Genomic DNA, 20,280 nt, shown 5'->3' with positions numbered 1-20,280 from the left:
GTTATTTAGCATTACCTCAAAACAGTTAATTTTAAATTTATATGTCATTCCCGTGAAGGCAGGAATCCAGTAAAGCATATAAAAAAACAAGTTTTTTATATGCTTATTTTATCAAATATGTAACTTTATAGTATTAAAGTTATTTATTTTGGATCTCTTCCTACGCGGGGATTACATCGCACGCGTTTTTCGAGTTATGCAACAATATCAATGCTTTCTTGTAATGACGTAGGTATTATTTTTCATAAACAATAGCAACAAACTAGTAATCCTATGGAAATTAAAGATTTTGACTTTGAGAAAAACCGTAAAATTTTTCACTTATCGGCTATAATATTTCCGCTGCTTTATTTATTTATTCCAAGAACCGCTATTATGTTATTATTATTTATAATAACGGTTGTTACATTATATTTAGATGTATCACGTCATAATAATGTAAAAATTAGCGAATTTGTAACTAAATTTTTCTCAAAAGTTATAAGGCTCGAAGAAAATAATGGTTCTTGTACTTTAAGCGGCATTAGCTTTATGATGCTTGGTCTTTTCTTAACTGCTCTTCTTTTCCCTAAAAATTTAGTGATTTGTTCGTGGTTGATTTTAATTATTTCAGATTGTTTAGCGGCTCTTGTCGGTGTTAAAATAGGAAATAGCTTAGGTAACGGTAAATCTATAGCAGGTTCTGTTACCTTCTTAGCTTCTGCAATTTTTATAAGTATATTAGTGTATTTCTATCTAGGATATAATACAAGTTTTATTATTATTATAATAAGTTGTATAGGGGCTACGGCAACTGAATTTTATTCAAAAGATTTAAGAATTAACGATAATTTGTCTATACCACTTTCTTATTGTTTTTCTACAGCTATTCTTTCCTACATATTGTAATATAATGAGAGTTGCACCGGAATTTTATGAGTTCTTAAGAAACCGTATTAACATATCTGATGTAGTGCGGCAAAAAGTAGTTTTAACTAGAAAATCCGGTAACTATGTAGGTTTATGTCCTTTCCATCAAGAAAAGACCCCATCTTTTACAGTTAGTGATAGTAAGAGATTTTTCTATTGTTTTGGCTGTAAAGCAGCCGGTGACGTTATAAAATTTACTTCTAATATTAGCGGTCTATCCTATAATGAATCTGCTATAAAGCTTGCAACCGATTACGGTATAGAGATACCAAAATTAACTGCGAAACAGAAAGAATTTTATGAAGAATCCGATGAAATTTTAAATATTTTAGAGCTTGCTAATAAATTTTTTAGAACGCAATTAACGCCTGAAATATTAAATTATCTACACCAAAGAAATATTACCGAAACGACAATAAAAGAATTTTCAATAGGTTTTGCTCCAAGAAATAATAAATTTGAAAAATTTTTTCATGATAAAAATATAGATATTATAAAACTCGGCAAAGCCGGCTTAATTGGTAAACGAGAAAACGGTGAAATATATAATTTATTTTCTAACCGTATTACTATTCCAATTAGAAATATTTACAATAAAATTGTAGGCTTTGGCGGTAGGGTACTAGGGGAGGGGCTACCTAAATACTTGAATTCACCTGACACTACAGTATTTCAAAAAAGTAAAACTCTATACGGTGAGCATAAAGCGATAAGCAGTAGCTATAAAAAAAATCATTCGATTTTAGTAGAAGGTTATTTTGATGTTATAGCACTACATCAAGCAGGCTTTAGTGCAGCGGTTGCGAGTCTCGGTACTAGCGTTACCGAGAATCACTTACATAAATTATGGCGTGCCGGCGATGAAATTATATTATGTCTTGACGGAGATAATGCAGGCATAAAAGCTAGCATAAGAACTATTAACTTAGCATTACCGCTTATTAATAGTGAAAAGAAAATTTCTTTTATTAGATTACCAAGCGGACTTGATCCAGACGATACAGTAAATAAAAACGGTGCTGATTTTTTTGCAAAGCTTATAGATAAAAGAATAAGTCTATCAGAAATGATTTGGCATATTGAATATAGCGGTAAGAATTTTAAAACCGCAGAAGAAAAAGCCAATTTAGAGAAAAATTTAAAAGATTACTGCAATAAAATATCGGATAGTAATTTAAAAGCAAGTTATTACAGGTTTTTTAAAGATCAAATATGGCAAAATTTAGTCACAAAGCAGAAGAAAATTATAACTAAAAGCTCAAATTTGGTGCCTATAGTTTCAAGTCACGGCTATTCAGAGCTTGAAATGCTAGAACACGCTTTTTGTGCTTTGTTGGTTAAATTTCCTATAATACTTGAAGAAAAAGATATTAGAGATTTCATCTTAAATTTAAATTTTAATAATAAATCGCTTGAAGAATTTCGTAACTGGTATTTAAACGAGATTATAGATAATAACGTAGAAGCAAGTGAAATTACTGCAATTGTGGAAAAAACTAGCTTTTTTGATATTTTTTTATTATTATCAAAAACGGATAATTTGTTTTTAGATATCTCATTTAATAAAAATAATATCAGACTGGATTTATTATGGCAGTGGCTACATAAGAAATATTATCTAATAAATTTACAACAAGAATACGCTATTACAATAAACAGTACAGACAATCACGACTTTGAAAAAATTTTAGTATATAAAAAAGAAATTCTGAAGATTGCAAATGAACTTCAAGTTTTAAACGAATCTTTTATTAATCACACGATAACTTAATTATTTCAAACTTCTTGTAAAAGAAAAAAGCATATAGGTATTTAATGAGCAATAGCAATATAGACAATGATCTAGATAAAATAGATAGTTTACTTAAAAAAGCTAAATCTAAAAAGATACCGGTCACTTATGATGATATAAACAAAGCTCTTCCTCTTAATAAAAATCCTTCAATAAGACAATTAGAAGAAGCTATATTAAAATTTTCCGATGCTGGAGTAGATATTTTAGAATCTAACGAAGATGATGAAATTAAGCTTGATATCGGAATGGATGAAGAATTTAAGCTATCTACTAATGTTGATAATGAACCTGATGATGAAGCAGAAGAAGAAAATATAGGTACTACCGATGATCCTGTAAGATTATATCTTAAGGATATGGGAGGAGTCGATCTTTTAACTCGTGAAAACGAAGTAGAAATAGCAAAAAGGATTGAGGAAGGACGTAAAACAATGACTGCTTCCTTATGCAGAAGCCCTATTGCTATGCGTTGTTTTATAGTATGGTATGAAGATTTAGTTAATGAAAAAATGTTACTACGTGATCTGATAGATTTAGAAGCTAACATGTTACATGACGAAACACCCGAAAATGATGAAGAACATAGTAGTGAGACCGAAGGAGAAGAGCATGAGGATAATCACTTATCTATGTCTAGAGTAGAAACGCAGATATTACCTAATATCATAGAGCGTATGAAAAAGATTTCTTTTATCTGCGAAGAGCTACTCATTGAAGCTAAAAAATGTTATGAAAAATCTTTTGAACCGAAAGTTTTACAAAATAACAAAAAATATAATAATAATTTAGAATTATTATTAAATGAAGTTTCGGAAATACATTTTAATTCTAAAAGAACGGAAGAAATTTTAGGTAAGATGTATGGAATAAATCGTGATTTAATTAATAAAGAAACAGCTTTTTTAAAACTTGCTGAAAAATACGGAGTAACTCGCCAAAATTTCCTTGATGAATATATAGGATCGGTTATCAATGCAGCATGGAAAGAAAAAATGCTGAAAAATAAAAAAGTCGCTTGGAAAGAGTTAATTACTAAAGAATCGGATTATATAGATCAAATGATTGCTGAATTATCGGTTATAGAATCTAATACCGGTCTTTTAGTTAATGATTTTAAAAAACTAGTGAATACTATACAAAAAAGTGAGAGACAAACACTGCAAGCAAAAAAGGATATGATAGAAGCGAATTTACGTTTAGTTATATCTATCGCTAAAAAATATGCTAATAGAGGGTTGCAGTTTTTAGATTTAATTCAAGAAGGTAATATAGGACTTATGAAAGCGGTGGATAAATTTGAATATCGCCGTGGTTATAAATTCTCTACCTATGCTACTTGGTGGATTAGACAAGCTATAACAAGAGCTATTGCAGATCAAGCAAGGACTATACGTATTCCTGTGCATATGATTGAAACAATTAATAAGATACTGCGTACTTCAAGACAAATGCTTAATGAACTTGGATACGAACCAACGGCAACGGAAATCGCTAATCGTCTTTCAATGCCGCTTGATAAAGTGCGGAAAGTTATGAAGATAGCTAAAGAACCTATAAGTCTTGAGAATCCCGTAGGTGATGATAGTGACGGCGGTCAATTAGGCGATTTTATCGAAGATAAGAATGCAGTAGCACCGATTGATGCAGCAATTCAGTCAAATTTACGAGAAGTTACCACTAGAGTACTTGCAACCCTTACGCCTCGTGAAGAAAGAGTGCTTAGAATGCGTTTCGGTATAGGTATGAATACTGACCATACATTAGAAGAAGTAGGGCAGCAATTTAAAGTAACTAGAGAACGTATAAGACAAATCGAGTCAAAAGCTTTAAGAAAGTTACAACATCCTATTAGATCCAAAAAACTTAATAGCTTTAGAAGCGGTGGAAAGCGTGGTGAAGGTAATCCATCAGATTTACTAGAGGCGTGATAATACTTGTACTGTCATCCCGTGGTTTGTTGCATAGGATGCCAAATCGTCATTGCGAGGAGCGACGTAGCAATCCAGAAAAATAATAAAAAAATTCTAATTTACAGATTTTTTACTGGATTGCTGCGTCGAATTACTGCGTAATTCTTCTCGCGACGGCTTAGGTATCTTTTCCGCAGAAATGGACAATAACAAGCTTCTTTATGTATCGATATAAGATCACCATTGAATATTTAGGCACGAATCTTGCAGGTTGGCAAAGACAAGCAGGAGTAATGTCGGTACAGCAGATATTAGAAGAAGCGATTTATAAATTTTCTGGTGAACAGGTAATATTGTTTGGGTCAGGAAGAACAGATGCTGGTGTTCATGCTATAGGTCAAGTAGCACATTTTGATCTTTCAAAATATTTAGAACCTCACAAAATTATTATGGCTATTAACTATTTTGCAAGACCTTATGCAGTAGTGGTATGGCATTGCGCAATAGTCCTAAATAATTTTCATGCAAGATTTTCAGCCACCTCTCGTCATTATATATATAGAATTATTAATAGACCTTATCCATCGGTAATTGATTTAAATAGAGCATGGTGGATTAGTTCACCTTTAGATGTTCTAGCTATGAAAAAAGCTGCCACTTATCTATTAGGCAAACATGATTTTACTTCATTTAGGGCTAGCTCATGTCAATCAAAATCACCGATTAAAACTTTAACTGAACTTAATATTGTTACAGGAGACGAAGAAATAAAATTATATCTTTCAGCCCCATCATTTTTGCATCATATGGTGCGTAATATTGTTGGTAGTTTAGTGCTTGTCGGTAAGAATATTTGGCAAGCAGAGCATATTAAAGATGTTCTAAAAGCTAAAGATAGAAAAGCCGCCGGTCCTACTGCCCCTGCCTCTGGACTTTATTTTGTGAAAACAGAGTATTAATAACTATATAATCCACTAGCCATTTATGAGTGTTATATAATCACTTTGATCTACTTGCAATAGCTCTTAACAACGATAGTCTTCGTTTCACAGTGGGAACTTGAATATTAACGTTCTTTACAAAAAATCAAAATTAGTATATAATTCGCTAAGCAATTATTAATTATGATGAACCAAAAAACTCTCCAATCTACACCAAATCATCCCCAAGCTATTACTTTTTCTAAAAGTAAGTCAATTCTTTTAGATAGTAGTAATTTTAAACAATTTAAACAAATGTTACAAGCAGATGAATTTTATGCTATGGCATTACAGGATTCTATTGACTTCGTAAAAAATATTAAAGTTACGGTGGAAATTGTTAATTACTTAATTAGTTTTACATCTAAATATAACGCCATAACTTTTATACAAAATGTTATGACAAAATTATTTATTAATTGTAAGTATTAAGGTTTAAAAGGTAATACATTACTTAATAAATATCAGATTAAAAAATTATCTGAAAAAAATTTTGTGTATAAAATAGAGAATAAATTTTATACCTGCGCATTTCAACTTAAAAAAATTATTAATTTAGATGTCGGGAAAGTTATATTTCTAAAAATCGCAGCTATGCGTGATGCTATAAATATTGCCATAAAAAATAATCATGACCAACTAGCTGAATAATTAATAAAAGATGTATTAAAAACTGCTGATGTAAACTTAGCCTTATTTTTAAAAATCAATGCTCCTCAATATAACGAAGCTATCTTAATCATTACCAATTTAGTATCTTTGTGAGAGAGCCGTAAGCCCAAATTCATGCTTTTCAAATATTAGCAACACACTGTCAACAAAATTTTTGTGCATTGTTAAACTTTTCAGAGGCTTTGTTATCAAAAAACGATGCTGATCAAGTAATAAAGTTGCTAGAAACTAAATTAGTGAATATGGATATTGTTATCATAACCTTGGCATCGCATATTCCAATAAAGCAGATTATCAATCTGCAAAAAAATACTATTTAGCTGCTTTAGAATATTTACCGAAAGATCAACAGACAATTTTTGAACAATATAAAGTTTATTTAAAACTTAATGAAATAGACAATGCAAAACATTCTAGAAATTACTTAACATCTAAAGATTTAAAACACTTATTAAAGATATCTCAAGATCTTCCTACTGTTTCTACAAAAGGATTAGCATCAATTAATAAAATGGCAATACTACATGCTTCCATTCTCTAATTAAAAGTTTAGAATATGTAGCTAAATTTAATGAAGGTAAGTTTTCTAAGGTTGATGAAGCTAAGGTTCTTAACAAACTTATTAATGATTGTAATGATAATACATTATTGCTTTCAATAGCTCTCTACACTAAACAACTTGATATTGTAAAAAACATCGTACAAAAAATCTCTAAGGAAGAATGATTCCAAAATAAATATTTATGGCAACTTAAAGCTTTATTTGGATTAGACGAGGATATTGAAGCTTCACAAATTATTATTGATAGCAATCATCTAGAAGGAAAAGAATCGGCTGATTTAATGAATATCTCGAGTACTGTTTTAATTGCTAATGAAGAATTTAACTCTGTTCCTAGGTAGACAACGCTTTAAAATATGACCAAAAAAATGAAGAAACTTTAGAAATAGGTATAGCTTTATTCTTTATTAAATAATAATAAAGAAAAAGCCCAAGAATATGCAAATCAATTAACCGAAGAAAAACAGTAAGCAATTTCTGCAAATTACTCTACAGATAACACAGCAGAAAATATAGACGAGCTTATTGAGCAATATGATGCAAAAGAAATACATACTTATTATCAACGGCTAAAACAACAAAAACTTTTTGAAATTAGCCAAAAAATCACTAATAACCAAATTGCTAGTAATTGGAATGTTAATAAACAGAACATTAAAAAAGATGATGCTTATTTTGTAGGCAAATATAAAGGTTTAAATTGCTTTGCAAAAATTTCTGAAGACATCAAGAAAAAATTAGATATTAATTTAATTGATTCTTTTACTCGAGCTATAGAAAAAGGTATTACATATTGTAAAACAAGCATCAATGGAATTAAATTTTTACAAAATAAAGCAGTAGAAGCTAAATTTGACGGTGACATGCGTTTATTTACAAATCTAATTTATAAAAATTCTCAAGAAGAGCTATTAATAAATTTTGATCATTACAGCAATCATGATGAGGAAGGAAATTTTGCTAATAACCATAAATTAGTAGAAGTACTTGGATATTTAACAATATTATAATATACGGTTTGCCCGTGCGTGGATCAATTTTACCTCTGTCATCCCATGGTTTGACCACAGGATCCATAACAAAACAAGTTTAAATCCTACGATCAAGTCCATAGTACCGGACAATTTTAAAAAGTCCTAGATGTCATTCCCACGGAGGCAAGAATCCAGCATAAAGCAAGATAAATCGAGCTTTTAATTTCAAAAATTTGCTGTATTTAATACTTTTTTCTGGATTCCCGCCTACGCGGAAATGACATAAAATGAGTTATGCAACAATGCCTACAACTCGCAACCACGTCCTAAATTAGTACATTACGGACACTGTTAATAAACTGTATAATTTTTTATGGATGTTAGTTAACTTACCTATATTGCTTCCTCCGGCTTGAGCAAGGCTTGCTTGTCCACCTCCGCCGCTGCCTCCCAAGAATAAAGAGAGTTCTTTTGCAATTATACCTGCATTGTATTTGTCTGTTATAGCTTTACTCACCGCAACCGTAATAGATAATTTATCGTTATTACCCGTAATATATACTACTATTAAATCTTCTACTTTTTTCGTTAAATTTTCTGCAGCCTGACGCAATACTTTATTGTCTAAATTCTCTATATATCGATAAATTAACTTAACTCCTTTTATATCCTCAACTTGCTTTTCAATTTGCTCTATACTTAAATCTAAACGAGCTAAATGAGTTTTTTCTAACTCTTTCTCAAGTTCCTTATTACGCTTTAGGGTATTATGAATCTTAGTAACAAGTTCGTTTTTGTTAGTCTTTAAACTGCTTTCTATCGATTTAAGTAAACTATCCTTTTCTCTCATTAATTTAATTACGAATTCACCGCAAACTGCTTCAATTCTACGAACACCTGCTGCTATAGCACTTTCGCTTGTAATTTTAAAAGAGCCGATATCACCAGTACGTCTAACATGCGTACCGCCGCATAATTCTAAAGAAGTATCACCAATCTTAACTACTCTTACCTCAGAGTCGTACTTCTCACCAAACAGTGCCATAGCTCCTTGTTTAACTGCATCTTCAGTTGTCATTAATGTAGTATTTACTTCATGATTATCTCTAATAATCTCATTTATCTTATCTTCGATTGAAGTGATTTCTTCATTAGTCACAGCTTTGGAATGGCTAATATCAAAACGTAAATAAGTCGGAGCGACTAACGAACCTTTTTGTGTAACATGTTTACCAAGTACCTCATGTAGTACTGCATGTAATATATGCGTGGCCGAGTGGTGAATCCTTAAATTTTGTCTATATTTGATGTCTATACTAAAATTAGCATTCTCGCTTACGTTAATCTGTCCCTTTTTCAAAATACATTTATGGGCTATAATAGAGCCTAAATATTTTAAAGTATCTATTACTTCTATCTCAGAATCTTTTGCAAATATCGTTCCAATGTCACCCATCTGACCGCCGGACTCACCGTAAAAAGGTGTTTGGTTGCTGATTAGCAGAAATTGCGTATCTATCTCTTTTATATCATTAACTAAATTATTATCTTTAATTAATGCAATTATTTTACATTCTGCGTCATTAAGCGTATATCCTAAAAACTCCGTGCTACCATGCTGCTCTTTGATGTCAAACCACAACTGATCGGTTTTTGATTCACCGGAGCCAAGCCAAGCTTTTCTAGCACGTTCTTTTTGTGCGAGCATTTGCTCTTCAAACCCATTATGATCGACGGAAATATCACGGTTTTTTAGAATATCTTCGGTTAAATCAAGCGGAAATCCGTAAGTATCATATAGTTTAAACGCTATTTCTCCTGATAATTCATTACCTTTCGTTAGCGTTGCTGTTTCTTCGGTCAGTAGCTTTAATCCACGTTCTAAAGTAGTTTTAAACCTAATTTCTTCTTGTTCTAAGATGCTGCTGATAAAGCTTTCTGCTCTCTTAAGTTCAGGATAAACATTTCCCATTAAATCAACAAGTTTTGGCAGTAATTTATATATTAACGGCTCTTGTGATCCAAGCATATGGGCATGCCTCATGGCTCGCCTCATAATACGTCGGAGTACGTAACCACGCCCCTCATTTGAAGGAATAACGCCGTCAGCTATTAAAAAGCTACTTGCTCGTAAGTGGTCGGCAATAACTCGGTAAGAAAATTTAGCTTCTCCCTCTATTTTCACTTTTACTATATTTTCGGTAAAATTAATTATTTCCTGAAATAAATCTATGTCATAATTGTTGTTAACATGCTGTAATACTGCAGTCATACGCTCAAGACCCATACCGGTATCGATAGATTTTTGCGGTAACTCTATTCTAGTATCTTTATCGATTTGTTCATATTGCATAAATACCATATTCCAAATCTCGATAAATCTGTCACCGTCTTCATCCTTAGTGCCAGGTAGCCCACCGTATATTTGTTCTCCGTGGTCATAAAAAATTTCAGAGCAAGGACCACAAGGACCAGTATCGCCCATAGACCAAAAATTATCGTTTGTTTTAATCTTTATTATGCGATCATCCCCAAAACCTGCTATTTTTTTCCAACAAGAAGCTGTTTCGTCATCAGTATGATAAATTGTTGCATAAAGCTTGTCTTTTGGGAGTTCAAATTCTTTAGTTAATAAATTCCAAGCGTAATATATGGCTTGTTCTTTAAAATAGTCACCGAATGAAAAATTACCTAGCATTTCAAAAAATGTATGATGTCTTGCTGTATAACCGACATTCTCAAGGTCGTTATGTTTACCGCCAGCTCTAAGAGATTTTTGACTAGTTACTGCTGTGTTATAAGGTCTTTTTGCTTGTCCGGTAAAAACATTTTTAAATTGTACCATTCCGGAATTAACAAACATTAAGCTAGGGTCATTGTGTGGAATTAACGAGCTAGCTGGTACATGTGTATGATTATTTGTTTTAAAGTAAGTTATAAATTTACTTCTAACTTCTTCGGTGGTAAATTTAGTCATGGTACGATATATTATTTAATGTTATGTCATTCCTTTGTGGATCGGTAAAATCCACCGTGTCACCCCGTGGCTTGACCACGGGGTCCATAAAAATATTAATATTATTATGTATTTTTTAAGCTGGATCTCGCGATTAAGTCGCGGGGATGACAACGGAAAATCAGTCCACGCAACAATGCTACGCAGGTCTGACTTTGCATATAGTAAAATACACTGAATTATGATTAAAATAAATTTATTTATGAAAAATATTTTTGATTCGATCAAATTAGATTTTGTTAATTTTTTAACAAAATTAAAAATATCTTCTTTCAAAAGAAAAAAGATTGTGGTGTTACTAGGTAATAAAGGTGTATTTCTTAGTACTTTTCTTGATAATAAATTATTAGATAAATTATTTATCCCTACTCAGGAACAGATAGACTTAAATCCTTATAAAAACTTTTTTAGTAAATTTCCAAAAAGCGATATTTATTTTTTACTTGACGGTAGCGAATGTAAGACACGGCACGATCAAATACCTATATTACAGTCGATAGTTAAACTTGATCCTATTGAACAATTTATCGAAGGTTATTTTAATAAAGAAGACATTATAGCACATTGTGTTTACGAAATTACTACTACACCAAGTGAAATTTGGTCAACTTTAATTATGTCGTGTCCATTTGAAACACCTTTAAGTGATATAATTTCATGCATTATAGATCAAAGATCGCTTGATTTAAAAGAAATTTACTTTTTAACGTTAGAGCTAAAAGTTATTATAAATAAAATAGTTCAGAATATAGAAAATGATAAATATAATGATTATTTTCAAATTTGTGTATATGCATCACAAGCTAGCGGTATAAAATTTATTATTAAACATAAAAATAATATAATAACAATTAGAAATCTTGAGTATCCATTTGATAAAACAACCGGCTATGTTCAAGGTATTATAGAACAAGAAATTAATGATTGCTTTATATTATTTAAAAACTATATCAGTAATCTTGACCAAAGAGCCTGTATAATTCTTATAGTAGATGAAGAGTTAAAATCTTTATTAGAATCAACAAATTTTGAAGATCACCCTTTAATCTTTATACCGGTTGATAATATACTAAACACGCAAACTCTAGAAAAAGAAAGATTTATAGATACGAATATTAGTAAGCTGTTTCTAGAATATAAGAGTTTTCCTGCTTATAATAATAATTTAAAATCAATAAAAAAACTAGTTACTATAAAAGATCTGATATTTAAATTATATAGTGCATTACTTATAATATTAATATTAGTGGTTGGTATTATCAAATATAATACAAAACAGAATTACAAAGATATAAACTCTATTAATGAAAAATATTATGCAACAAATCAAGAATATGATAGTATCAAATATAAATATCCTTATATTAAAAATACTACTAGCCTCGCTGATTTATATGTAATAGGAAAATTACTAGAAGCACCGGTACCGCTACCGTTTGATTTGCTTAACAGACTTATAATTACTTTAAATCCGGCTTTTAAATTAGAAGAAATTAAATGGGAATTAACAAATATAGATAATATTTTATTAGTTTCTAAGAGACAATTAATAATCAAATTAATACTTAAATATTATACTAATAATCTATCGATAGATGAATCTCTAAAGCTGCTAGATGATCATATGCAAAACGTAAAAAATAAATTATCTAATTTGCAGATAGATTATGTTATATATAAGGATAAAATACTTGATATATTCGGTAAGGTAGTAATTCCTTTATCGGTTAATATAGTTGATGATAAGACCTAGTATTCTACGGAAGCTGGAAGGCATTGTTGTGTGGATATCTAATCGTTATTGCTTCGTCGAATTATTACGTAGCTCTTAGCAATGACGGAGAATCGAACCACTCAGGCAATGCCATGCGGGAATGACATAAGTCATGCAATAGCATTAATAACCCAAGGTAAAGATAATGTTTGAAAAATATATTATGTATTTAAAGAATCTTATACTCTTTCAATTTATTATATATTTTTTCTTTATTTCCTTAACTATTTGGATAATAAAAAATTTTCAACAAGAATACAGTAAATCTATTCTTGATAAACAAGTTTCACAAGAAAATCTAACAGAGGAAGTTTTAAAGCTTTATTCTGTCATTAACTCTAAAGACGAAATATTAGAATCTTACAAAAAATATGTAGATTTAAGCGTTCCAAGTAATGTAAGTTGCTTAAATTATCAAAAACTAATTCCTAAAATAAAAAGCTTAAGCAATAAATATGATTTAGTAGAACCTATAGACGTATCTATAAATTCAGTATTTTTTAAAAATAATGTTCAGGTGATTGAAGGAGGAGAAGGTGAATCGATTCATGTCAATAATTATAGCATAAATATAAAATATGCATGTGCAGATTTTTTGACTTTTTTAAAAATATTCTCTGAAATTTATTCTTATATGCCTCCTAATACTCTTATATCTTTTGTACGAGTGCGTAATGAAGAAGTGTTAACGCCTAAGAATATATATAAACTTTCAGTGAATCATGCTCCTAATCTTATTTATGCTAAATTGATATTATATATCAGAGAATTAGCCTCGAAATAAATTACTAAAATGAATAATGCAATAGTACTTAATAACATAAATACTAATTTATTTAAAAAAGATATTGTTAATAATTTTGTCAATAATCTTACGCAATCTACTTGCTCTACTATTGCAAATATGCTGGCTATAGATTATACGCTAAGGCTTAATTCTAAGCCGGAAGCTGAAAAATATATTAATAAATGTATTTCTAGACTCAAAAATTATTTAGGTATGCGGGTTATTAATGATGATAATTTTTCTGTAGCATTAGAGTTATTTGTAATAATGATTACTTCTGAAAATGAAAATGAGCAAAATAAGAATAATATTTTAGAGCAATCACAAGATATAATAGCAGAAAATCTTGTAGAAGTTTATTGTGGAGATGAAAAAATAAATAGCACCGAAAAAGAAAAAGTTAAAAATATATTTAAAACTCTTTTAAAAGAGAAGAATTTTGACAAAATAATAAATTGTGTGGAATCTAATAAAAAATTATTTAAGGCTTCTGTAATGTATGCAATGAAGAAATATAATAATATTGATGAAGCAACAATCTATATCAAGAAAGAATTTAATAAAATATTAGAAATGTCTTTAGCATTTACACAAAAAAGTAATATATTTAAACAAGCAACCGGAAAAATCGCCGGTGCTGTTTGTGCTTTACTAGTCGGAGCAATTAGTGTTGCAACTGCGGGAGCGGCTTTTTCTATCATAGTTGTACCGGCATCAATTTTTGCTGTCAGATATGCACCCGAACTTGGGGAAAAAATTGGAGGGTTAATTTTAAATAATGATAATGCAATAAAACTAGAACAAAGCAATATAGATAAGTTTATGAAAACATTACAAAATGATAAAGAAAGTCTTCTATCTCGAAAAAAAACAAAAAACATTGAACAAAATATTAAAGTTTCTCCTTCTCAAATAAATGCTACATTAACTAAGAAAGTGGTTAATGAAAAATATAGATAGGGTATCGTAATTGCGAGTGACTGTAGATGTTGCCCGTATGGTTTAAAAGACTTACTCTATGTCATTCCTGCGAGGCATTGGCGTTATTTCATGGATAGTTTTTTTCGTCATTGCGAGGAAAAACTGTAAGTTGTGACGAAGTAATCCAGTTAAAAATGCTAATTTTTAGCATTTTTTTAATTATTTTTACTGGATTGCCGCACGGTCTTCGACCGCTCGCAATGACGGAGGTGGTGTCCACGCAACAACGCCCCACTTTCGTGGGCATGACATAAATGAGCCCTACAATGAAGCTTAAAGTTATTTTTACTTGAGAATATACAATATTCCTTTTATTATCTTTTTTTAAAATCAATAAAATAACTTAATGAAAAAAGTAATAATACCGGGAATGATCGGTAATGCTGCTGAGTGGTTTGATTATGCGTTATATGCACAATTTGCTTATATTATAGGGCAGCATTTTTTTCCTGATTCTGAAATGCGTGATACCTTAACTTTTGCTGTATTTGCTGCGGGTTTTATAGTGCGTCCACTCGGAGGTATTATTTTCGGTAATATCGGAGATAGATTCGGCAGACGCACTGCTTTAGTTATTGGTATTATAACTATGACAGTGCCGACTGCCGGAATAGGGCTACTCCCTAGTTATAACACTATTGGCATTGCTGCCCCCATCATTTTGACTATTATCAGGCTTATCCAAGGTTTTTCTCTAGGAGGTGAGTTTAGCGGCTGTATTTCTTATATAGTTGAGCATGCTTCGCTTGAGCAAAGAGGGATTGCAGGAAGTGTCTCGTTTGTTAGTATGTGTGGCGGTATGCTGCTTGGGCTACTAACCGCTGCCGGTTTTTCTTATTTTATGCCTGCCGATATGCTATTTGAATGGGGTTGGAGAATACCTTTTATCGCAGGATTGTTGATTGGCTCTATAGGTCTATATATCAGAAAAAATTTAGCAGAAAGCCCTATTTATAAAAAAGCTAAAGAGAACGGCAGGTTAACACGTTTTCCTTTGCGTGAAACATTAACTAAATTTCCAAAAGAACTCATTATCGCACTTGGTCTTTATATTACCGTCACTGCTCCTTTTTATACTTCTACGGTTTTTATCGGTAATTTTATGCAAACGCTTGGTTATACTAATCAGCAAAGTACAATTGTTAGTAGTATAATATTAATCGTAATGATGACAGTATTTCCTATATCTGCCTATGTTTCAGATAAGGTGGGGCGGCGTCCTGTACTAATATGGGGGATTATCTTGTTAATTTTATCAGTCTATCCTATTTTTGTAGTCTTAGGATCAATGAATTTTACTTTAGCTATAATATCTCAAGTAATATTTGCCGGGATTATCGCTATTTATATGGGACCTATCCCAACGGTTTTAGTAGAGATATTCCCGACTAGTGTAAGATTTACCGGCGTTGCACTTTCATACAACCTTGCAGCTGCTATATTTGGTGGTACTGCTCCAATGTTAGCAATGATATTAACGAAAGTTACCGGAGACAATTATGCTATTGCATATTATTTAATTGCACTTGCCTTGTTATCTTCTATAATTCTAAAATTCTACAAAGAAACTTATAAAAAGAATTTGGTAAATTAGGTTCTATGATGAGCAAAGTTTTTAAAATACCAAACGGTGAAAGCAAAGTTTTATTACATTGTTGTTGTGCTCCTTGCGTTGGCCCTTTAATGGAAAAAATGATAGAGAGCGATATTAAATATACGCTTTTTTTTTACAATCCTAATATTCACCCTAAAAAAGAATATGAGCTTCGTAAGAACGAAAATATTAAGTTTGCCGAGAAGCATAATATAGAATTTATCGACGCAGATTATGATCCACAAAATTGGTTTAGAAGAGCTAAAGGGATGGAATTTGAGCCTGAGAGAGGTATACGCTGTACAATGTGTTTTGATATGCGTTTCGAGCGTACGGCTTTATATGCTTATGAGAACGGCTTTAAAATTATAACTAGCTCGCTTGGTATTTCTAGATGGAAAGATATGAACCAAATTAATGAATCAGGAACTAGGGCGGTATCTCACTATGAGGGGATAACCTATTGGACTTATAATTGGCGTAAAGATGGCGGTGCTAGTCGTATGTATGAAATCGCTAAAGAAGAGCATTTTTATAAGCAAGAATTCTGCGGTTGTGTTTATTCTTTCCGTGATACTAACGATTGGCGAGTAGCAAATGATCGCCCTAAGATTGAGATAGGCAAGGAGTATTATTAGTCTCTCAAATTAATAAAAAATATTTTATTTTGAAATCTTTATATTATAATAATCTAGACAATTTAGCTATATTAGGGTTTTATTATGAATAAATGACAGCTACACGAAGCAAAGAGTAAGTTAAGTAATATTATTGATATTGCCATACATGGTACTCCTCAATGTATTACCAAAAGAGGTGAAGACGCAGTTGTAATTATGAGTATAAAAGACTATAAACAACTTACTAAACAAAAACCTGATTTTAAAAAATATTTGTTGAGCATACCTAAGACAGATGATTTGGTTACTGAGAGGGCCCAAGGAAAAGCGAGAGACTTTGAGCTATGAAATATTTATTAGATACTAATGTTGTATCTGAAATCCAAAAGAAAAAACCAATTCTCAAGTAGCAGCATGGTTTTCAATTGTTCATTTTAGCCAGTTATACTTAAGTTGTATAACAATAGGTGAGAGATAAGAAAGGGAATATCAAAATTAGCAAAGGAAGATAAAACGGCAAGTCTACAGTTAGAGAAATGGTTAGAAAGAATAATAATAGATTATAATGAGAGAATTCTTGATATTGACAAAGAAATATGTGAAGAATGGGGTGAATTAATGAGCATAGACGGTACTAATGTAATTGATGTTTTAATAGCGGCACAAGCAAAACAAAATAATATGATATTAGTTACTAGAAATACCAAACATTATAATATGTTTAACATTAAAATATTTAACCCTTTTGACTAAAATTTTATTCCTCACTAATAACTTCTTATGAAAAAACTATCATTTCAACAAATTATTCTGACATTACAAAATTACTGGCAGGATTATGGTTGCGGCATATTACAGCCTTACGATGCCTATGTTGGAGCCGGTACGTTTCACCCTGCAACGGTGCTTAGATGCCTTGGTACTAAACCTTGGTCTGTTGCATATGTTCAGCCATCAAGAAGACCAGGCGATAGCAGATACGGCATGCACCCCAATAGAATGCAGCATTATTACCAGTTTCAAGTTATCTTAAAACCGTCGCCGGATGATATTCAAGATTTATATCTTAAAAGTTTAGAATGTTTGGGGATAGATTTAAAAACCCATGATATCAGATTTGTTGAAGATGATTGGGAGTCACCAACGCTCGGAGCCTCAGGGCTTGGTTGGGAAGTATGGTGCGATGGTATGGAAGTATCACAATTTACTTATATGCAGCAAATCGGTGGGATTGAATGTCGTCCCGTTGCGGGTGAGATCACTTATGGCTTAGAAAGGCTTGCATTATACATCCAAGGCGTTGATGAAGTAAAAGCACTTGATTGGAACGGACAAATAGGTCAAAAAGCTTTAAAATACGGTGAAGTAGATTTCGAGGCTGAGCGTCAATTCTCGAAATATAATTTAGAGCTTGTCGATAGCAAGATGTTGCTAAGACATTTTAAAGATAGTGAAGAACAATGCGAGAGGCTAGTGAAGGCAAACTTAGCTATGCCGGCTTATGATGAATGCCTTAAAGCAAGTCATTACTTTAATCAATTAAATGCGTTAGGTGTAATTAGTGTAACGGAGCGTGCTTCTTATGTTTTAAGAGTGCGTCATTTAGCTAGAATTTGTTGTATGAAATGGTTGGAGCTAAGCGGTGAGTGAATTATTATTAGAGCTATTTAGTGAAGAAATACCTGCATTTATGCAAAAAAACGCTGAAGAGGGTTATTTAAATATATTCACACAAATTTTTGCAGACAGCGAAATATTTGCAAAAGTACAAGTATTTGCAGGACCTCGCAGAATAACGCTGCATGCTACCCATTTGCCAAAGGCCACTTTGCCAAAAGAGGAAGAAATTAAAGGACCAAGCATAGAATCTACGGAAGCCGCTATTAACGGCTTTTGCAGTGCTCATAATGTTAGTAAATTAGAGCTTGCTACTAAATTAATTAATAATCAGCTATATTATTTCTTTGTCAAAAAGACAGAAAAAAGAGAAATAAAAGAGATTTTGCCGAAGATTATTATAGAGGCTATTAATAAATATAGCTGGGCAAAATCGATGTTTTGGGGTGATTACAAAATCAAATGGATTAGACCTCTGCGAAATATTTTATGTATATTTGATGGTGAAGTACTACCACTGCAATTTGGGCATTTGACCGCTAATAATATTACGTATGGGCATCGTCTTACTGATAATAAAAAATTAGAAGTAACAGATTTTGAAGATTATAGAAATAAGCTTTTAGAAAATAACGTTGTTTTAGAAAGAATAAAGAGAGAAGAAATAATTAAGACCGGCTTATTAGAGTGGGCAAATTCTCAAAATCTAAATATAAAAGAAGATGCACGTTTAATAGAAGAAGTAGCAGGACTTAGCGAATTTCCTGTCGTATTGCTTGGAAAAATCCCGCAAAAATTCTTAGAGCTACCTAAAGAAGTACTTATTTCTTCGATGCGTACGCATCAGAAATATTTTTGTTTATTTGATAAAACAGGAAATTTTGCACCATATTTTCTCTTTGTTAGTAATGGTAGATTTACAAATGCTGAACTCGTTATTCAAGGTAATGAAAAAGTACTATCGGCAAGACTTTCCGATGCTTTATATTTTTATAAACAAGATATAGCTAAAACTTTAGAATCAAGATTAGGTAAATTAGAAGCTGTAACATTTCATGCAAAACTTGGTAACTTAAGAGAAAAAATTGAACACATAACCGATATTTGTAATTATATAGCTCCGAATAATAAAGATTTAATTATGGCAGCAAAGCTTTGCAAAAGTGACCTTGTTTCCGAGATGGTTGGAGAATTTCCAGATCTGCAAGGTATTATGGGTTATTATTATGCAAAATATGAAGGGCTAAATGAAGAAATAGCCACTGCAATTAGAGACCATTATAAACCGCAAGGCTTGAGTGACAATGTAGCAAGCGGAAATGCGGCATTGCTTGCTTTAGCAGATAAGCTAGATAGTCTAGTAGGTTTGATGATAGCAGGCGAAGCTCCAACAGGTTCAGGTGATCCCTATGCCTTAAGACGTCAAGCTCTTGGTATAATAAGAATAATACTTGAAAATAAATTAGAACTAAATTTAAATGATTTAATTATTTTTTCCTTAAAGTTATATGGAAATTCAGCAGATAAAGATTTAATAACATCTTTCTTTGAAGAAAGAGCAAAATTTTACTTTAAAAATGAATATGATATTTTATTAATTAATGCTGTTCTTGACTTAAATTTAGTAGATACAAAATTTAAGCTTGAGACGTTAAAAGAATTTTTAATAGAAGACGCAGGTAAGCAATTATTAAATGCTTACAAACGAGCTAGCAATATAATCGGTCATCAGAAAATTACCGGCTTAGTTGATGCGAGTCTCTTTAGTACACAGCCTGAAAAAGAATTATTTGAAGTAATCCAAAAAATTTCTCCACAGATTATAGCTAGTATAGCTGATAAAGATTATAAGAGAGCCTTAAATTTATTATCGTCTCTATTAACTCCTATTACTAGCTTTTTCGCTAATGTATTAGTTAATGATGCTGATCCAAAAATCGCTCAAAATCGTTTATCGTTATTACAAAATATTTGCGAGTTATTAAATAAAATTGCTAAGTTTAACCGCTTGTGACTGAAACTTTCCTATGTCATTCCCGCGAAAGCGGGAATCCATTAAAGTTAAGCTTTTTAAAAGCTTAACTTTAAA

At 31.4% G+C, this 20,280-nt stretch carries 15 protein-coding genes and 2 pseudogenes; 16 read left to right on the top strand and 1 reads right to left on the bottom strand.

The annotated features are described in order from the left end of the window. The first annotated feature begins 273 nt into the window (after positions 1-273). From A452_RS0106575 to A452_RS11235, 7 genes are all read left to right on the top strand, one after another. Positions 274-888 carry a diacylglycerol/polyprenol kinase family protein gene (locus A452_RS0106575; RefSeq protein WP_014412179.1) on the top strand — a complete coding sequence of 205 codons (615 nt, stop codon included), beginning with the start codon at positions 274-276 and terminating at the stop codon, positions 886-888. 4 nt (positions 889-892) lie between these two features. After that, complete coding sequence (gene dnaG, locus A452_RS0106570) at positions 893-2,680, top strand: DNA primase (protein WP_014412180.1); 1,788 nt, start codon at positions 893-895, stop codon at positions 2,678-2,680. 44 nt (positions 2,681-2,724) lie between these two features. After that, positions 2,725-4,632, top strand: coding sequence for an RNA polymerase sigma factor RpoD (gene rpoD / locus A452_RS0106565; protein ID WP_014412181.1), 1,908 nt, complete (start codon positions 2,725-2,727; stop codon positions 4,630-4,632). 203 nt (positions 4,633-4,835) lie between these two features. Next, positions 4,836-5,573 carry a tRNA pseudouridine(38-40) synthase TruA gene (truA, locus tag A452_RS0106560; RefSeq protein ID WP_014412182.1) on the top strand — a complete coding sequence of 246 codons (738 nt, stop codon included), beginning with the start codon at positions 4,836-4,838 and terminating at the stop codon, positions 5,571-5,573. A gap of 165 nt (positions 5,574-5,738) precedes the next feature. After that, positions 5,739-6,026 (top strand): hypothetical protein, encoded by a 288-nt coding sequence (locus A452_RS0106555; protein WP_014412183.1) that lies wholly within the window; start codon positions 5,739-5,741, stop codon positions 6,024-6,026. 472 nt (positions 6,027-6,498) lie between these two features. Further along, the gene (locus A452_RS13075; protein ID WP_155813387.1) at positions 6,499-6,807 is read left to right on the top strand and encodes a tetratricopeptide repeat protein; all 309 of its coding nucleotides are present in this window, start codon (positions 6,499-6,501) and stop codon (positions 6,805-6,807) included. An 884-nt stretch (positions 6,808-7,691) separates the two neighbouring features. Continuing rightward, a complete protein-coding gene (locus A452_RS11235; protein WP_014412185.1) occupies positions 7,692-7,838 on the top strand; it encodes a hypothetical protein in 147 nt (48 codons plus the stop codon). Between the two features lie 295 nt (positions 7,839-8,133). Here A452_RS11235 and alaS read toward each other — a convergent pair whose 3' ends face one another. Beyond that, positions 8,134-10,779: an alanine--tRNA ligase gene (alaS, locus tag A452_RS0106530; protein ID WP_014412186.1), complete on the bottom strand. Its 2,646-nt coding sequence runs from the start codon at positions 10,777-10,779 to the stop codon at positions 8,134-8,136. A gap of 220 nt (positions 10,780-10,999) precedes the next feature. Here alaS and A452_RS0106525 point away from each other — a divergent pair, with 220 nt between their 5' ends. The 9 genes and pseudogenes from A452_RS0106525 to glyS all read left to right on the top strand — a co-directional run bounded on the left by A452_RS0106525 (position 11,000) and on the right by glyS (position 20,205). After that, on the top strand, positions 11,000-12,571 hold the full coding sequence (locus A452_RS0106525) for a hypothetical protein (protein ID WP_014412187.1): 1,572 nt from the start codon (positions 11,000-11,002) through the stop codon (positions 12,569-12,571). A 166-nt stretch (positions 12,572-12,737) separates the two neighbouring features. Then, complete coding sequence (locus A452_RS0106520; RefSeq protein WP_014412188.1) at positions 12,738-13,376, top strand: hypothetical protein; 639 nt, start codon at positions 12,738-12,740, stop codon at positions 13,374-13,376. Positions 13,377-13,385: 9 nt separating this feature from the next. Next, entirely contained in the window at positions 13,386-14,339 is a 954-nt protein-coding gene (locus A452_RS0106515; RefSeq protein WP_014412189.1) for an RP853 family protein, read from the top strand. Positions 14,340-14,706: 367 nt separating this feature from the next. Next, entirely contained in the window at positions 14,707-15,954 is a 1,248-nt protein-coding gene (locus A452_RS0106510) for a metabolite/H+ symporter (RefSeq protein WP_014412190.1), read from the top strand. Between the two features lie 8 nt (positions 15,955-15,962). Further along, on the top strand, positions 15,963-16,592 hold the full coding sequence (locus tag A452_RS0106505) for an epoxyqueuosine reductase QueH (RefSeq protein WP_014412191.1): 630 nt from the start codon (positions 15,963-15,965) through the stop codon (positions 16,590-16,592). A gap of 96 nt (positions 16,593-16,688) precedes the next feature. Beyond that, positions 16,689-16,922 (top strand): annotated as a pseudogene (locus A452_RS10105) (type II toxin-antitoxin system Phd/YefM family antitoxin); the annotation flags it as partial. Then, a pseudogene (locus A452_RS10100) lies at positions 16,919-17,327 on the top strand (PIN domain-containing protein). The pseudogenes A452_RS10105 and A452_RS10100, both read left to right, overlap by 4 nt. Positions 17,328-17,354: 27 nt before the next feature. Next, the gene (locus A452_RS0106490) at positions 17,355-18,224 is read left to right on the top strand and encodes a glycine--tRNA ligase subunit alpha (RefSeq protein ID WP_014412194.1); all 870 of its coding nucleotides are present in this window, start codon (positions 17,355-17,357) and stop codon (positions 18,222-18,224) included. After that, entirely contained in the window at positions 18,217-20,205 is a 1,989-nt protein-coding gene (gene glyS, locus A452_RS0106485; protein WP_014412195.1) for a glycine--tRNA ligase subunit beta, read from the top strand. The genes A452_RS0106490 and glyS overlap by 8 nt, the downstream gene beginning before the upstream one ends. Positions 20,206-20,280: the final 75 nt, after the last annotated feature.

Origin of the sequence: Rickettsia australis str. Phillips (assembly GCF_000273745.1) — a bacterium.
Taxonomy (GTDB): domain Bacteria; phylum Pseudomonadota; class Alphaproteobacteria; order Rickettsiales; family Rickettsiaceae; genus Rickettsia; species Rickettsia australis.
The sequence above is the reverse complement of the archived record's forward strand: the minus strand, read 5'-3'. Positions and strand labels throughout refer to the sequence as shown.

Excerpts from the sequence above, each read along its gene's own strand:
- A452_RS0106575 (WP_014412179.1), top strand. The coding sequence starts at position 274 with ATGGAAATTAAAGATTTTGACTTTGAGAAAAACCGTAAAATTTTTCAC.
- dnaG (WP_014412180.1), top strand. The coding sequence starts at position 893 with ATGAGAGTTGCACCGGAATTTTATGAGTTCTTAAGAAACCGTATTAAC.
- rpoD (WP_014412181.1), top strand. The coding sequence starts at position 2,725 with ATGAGCAATAGCAATATAGACAATGATCTAGATAAAATAGATAGTTTA.
- truA (WP_014412182.1), top strand. The coding sequence starts at position 4,836 with ATGTATCGATATAAGATCACCATTGAATATTTAGGCACGAATCTTGCA.
- A452_RS0106555 (WP_014412183.1), top strand. The coding sequence starts at position 5,739 with ATGATGAACCAAAAAACTCTCCAATCTACACCAAATCATCCCCAAGCT.
- A452_RS11235 (WP_014412185.1), top strand. The coding sequence starts at position 7,692 with ATGCGTTTATTTACAAATCTAATTTATAAAAATTCTCAAGAAGAGCTA.
- alaS (WP_014412186.1), bottom strand. The coding sequence starts at position 10,779 with ATGACTAAATTTACCACCGAAGAAGTTAGAAGTAAATTTATAACTTAC.
- A452_RS0106525 (WP_014412187.1), top strand. The coding sequence starts at position 11,000 with ATGATTAAAATAAATTTATTTATGAAAAATATTTTTGATTCGATCAAA.
- A452_RS0106520 (WP_014412188.1), top strand. The coding sequence starts at position 12,738 with ATGTTTGAAAAATATATTATGTATTTAAAGAATCTTATACTCTTTCAA.
- A452_RS0106515 (WP_014412189.1), top strand. The coding sequence starts at position 13,386 with ATGAATAATGCAATAGTACTTAATAACATAAATACTAATTTATTTAAA.
- A452_RS0106510 (WP_014412190.1), top strand. The coding sequence starts at position 14,707 with ATGAAAAAAGTAATAATACCGGGAATGATCGGTAATGCTGCTGAGTGG.
- A452_RS0106505 (WP_014412191.1), top strand. The coding sequence starts at position 15,963 with ATGAGCAAAGTTTTTAAAATACCAAACGGTGAAAGCAAAGTTTTATTA.
- A452_RS0106490 (WP_014412194.1), top strand. The coding sequence starts at position 17,355 with ATGAAAAAACTATCATTTCAACAAATTATTCTGACATTACAAAATTAC.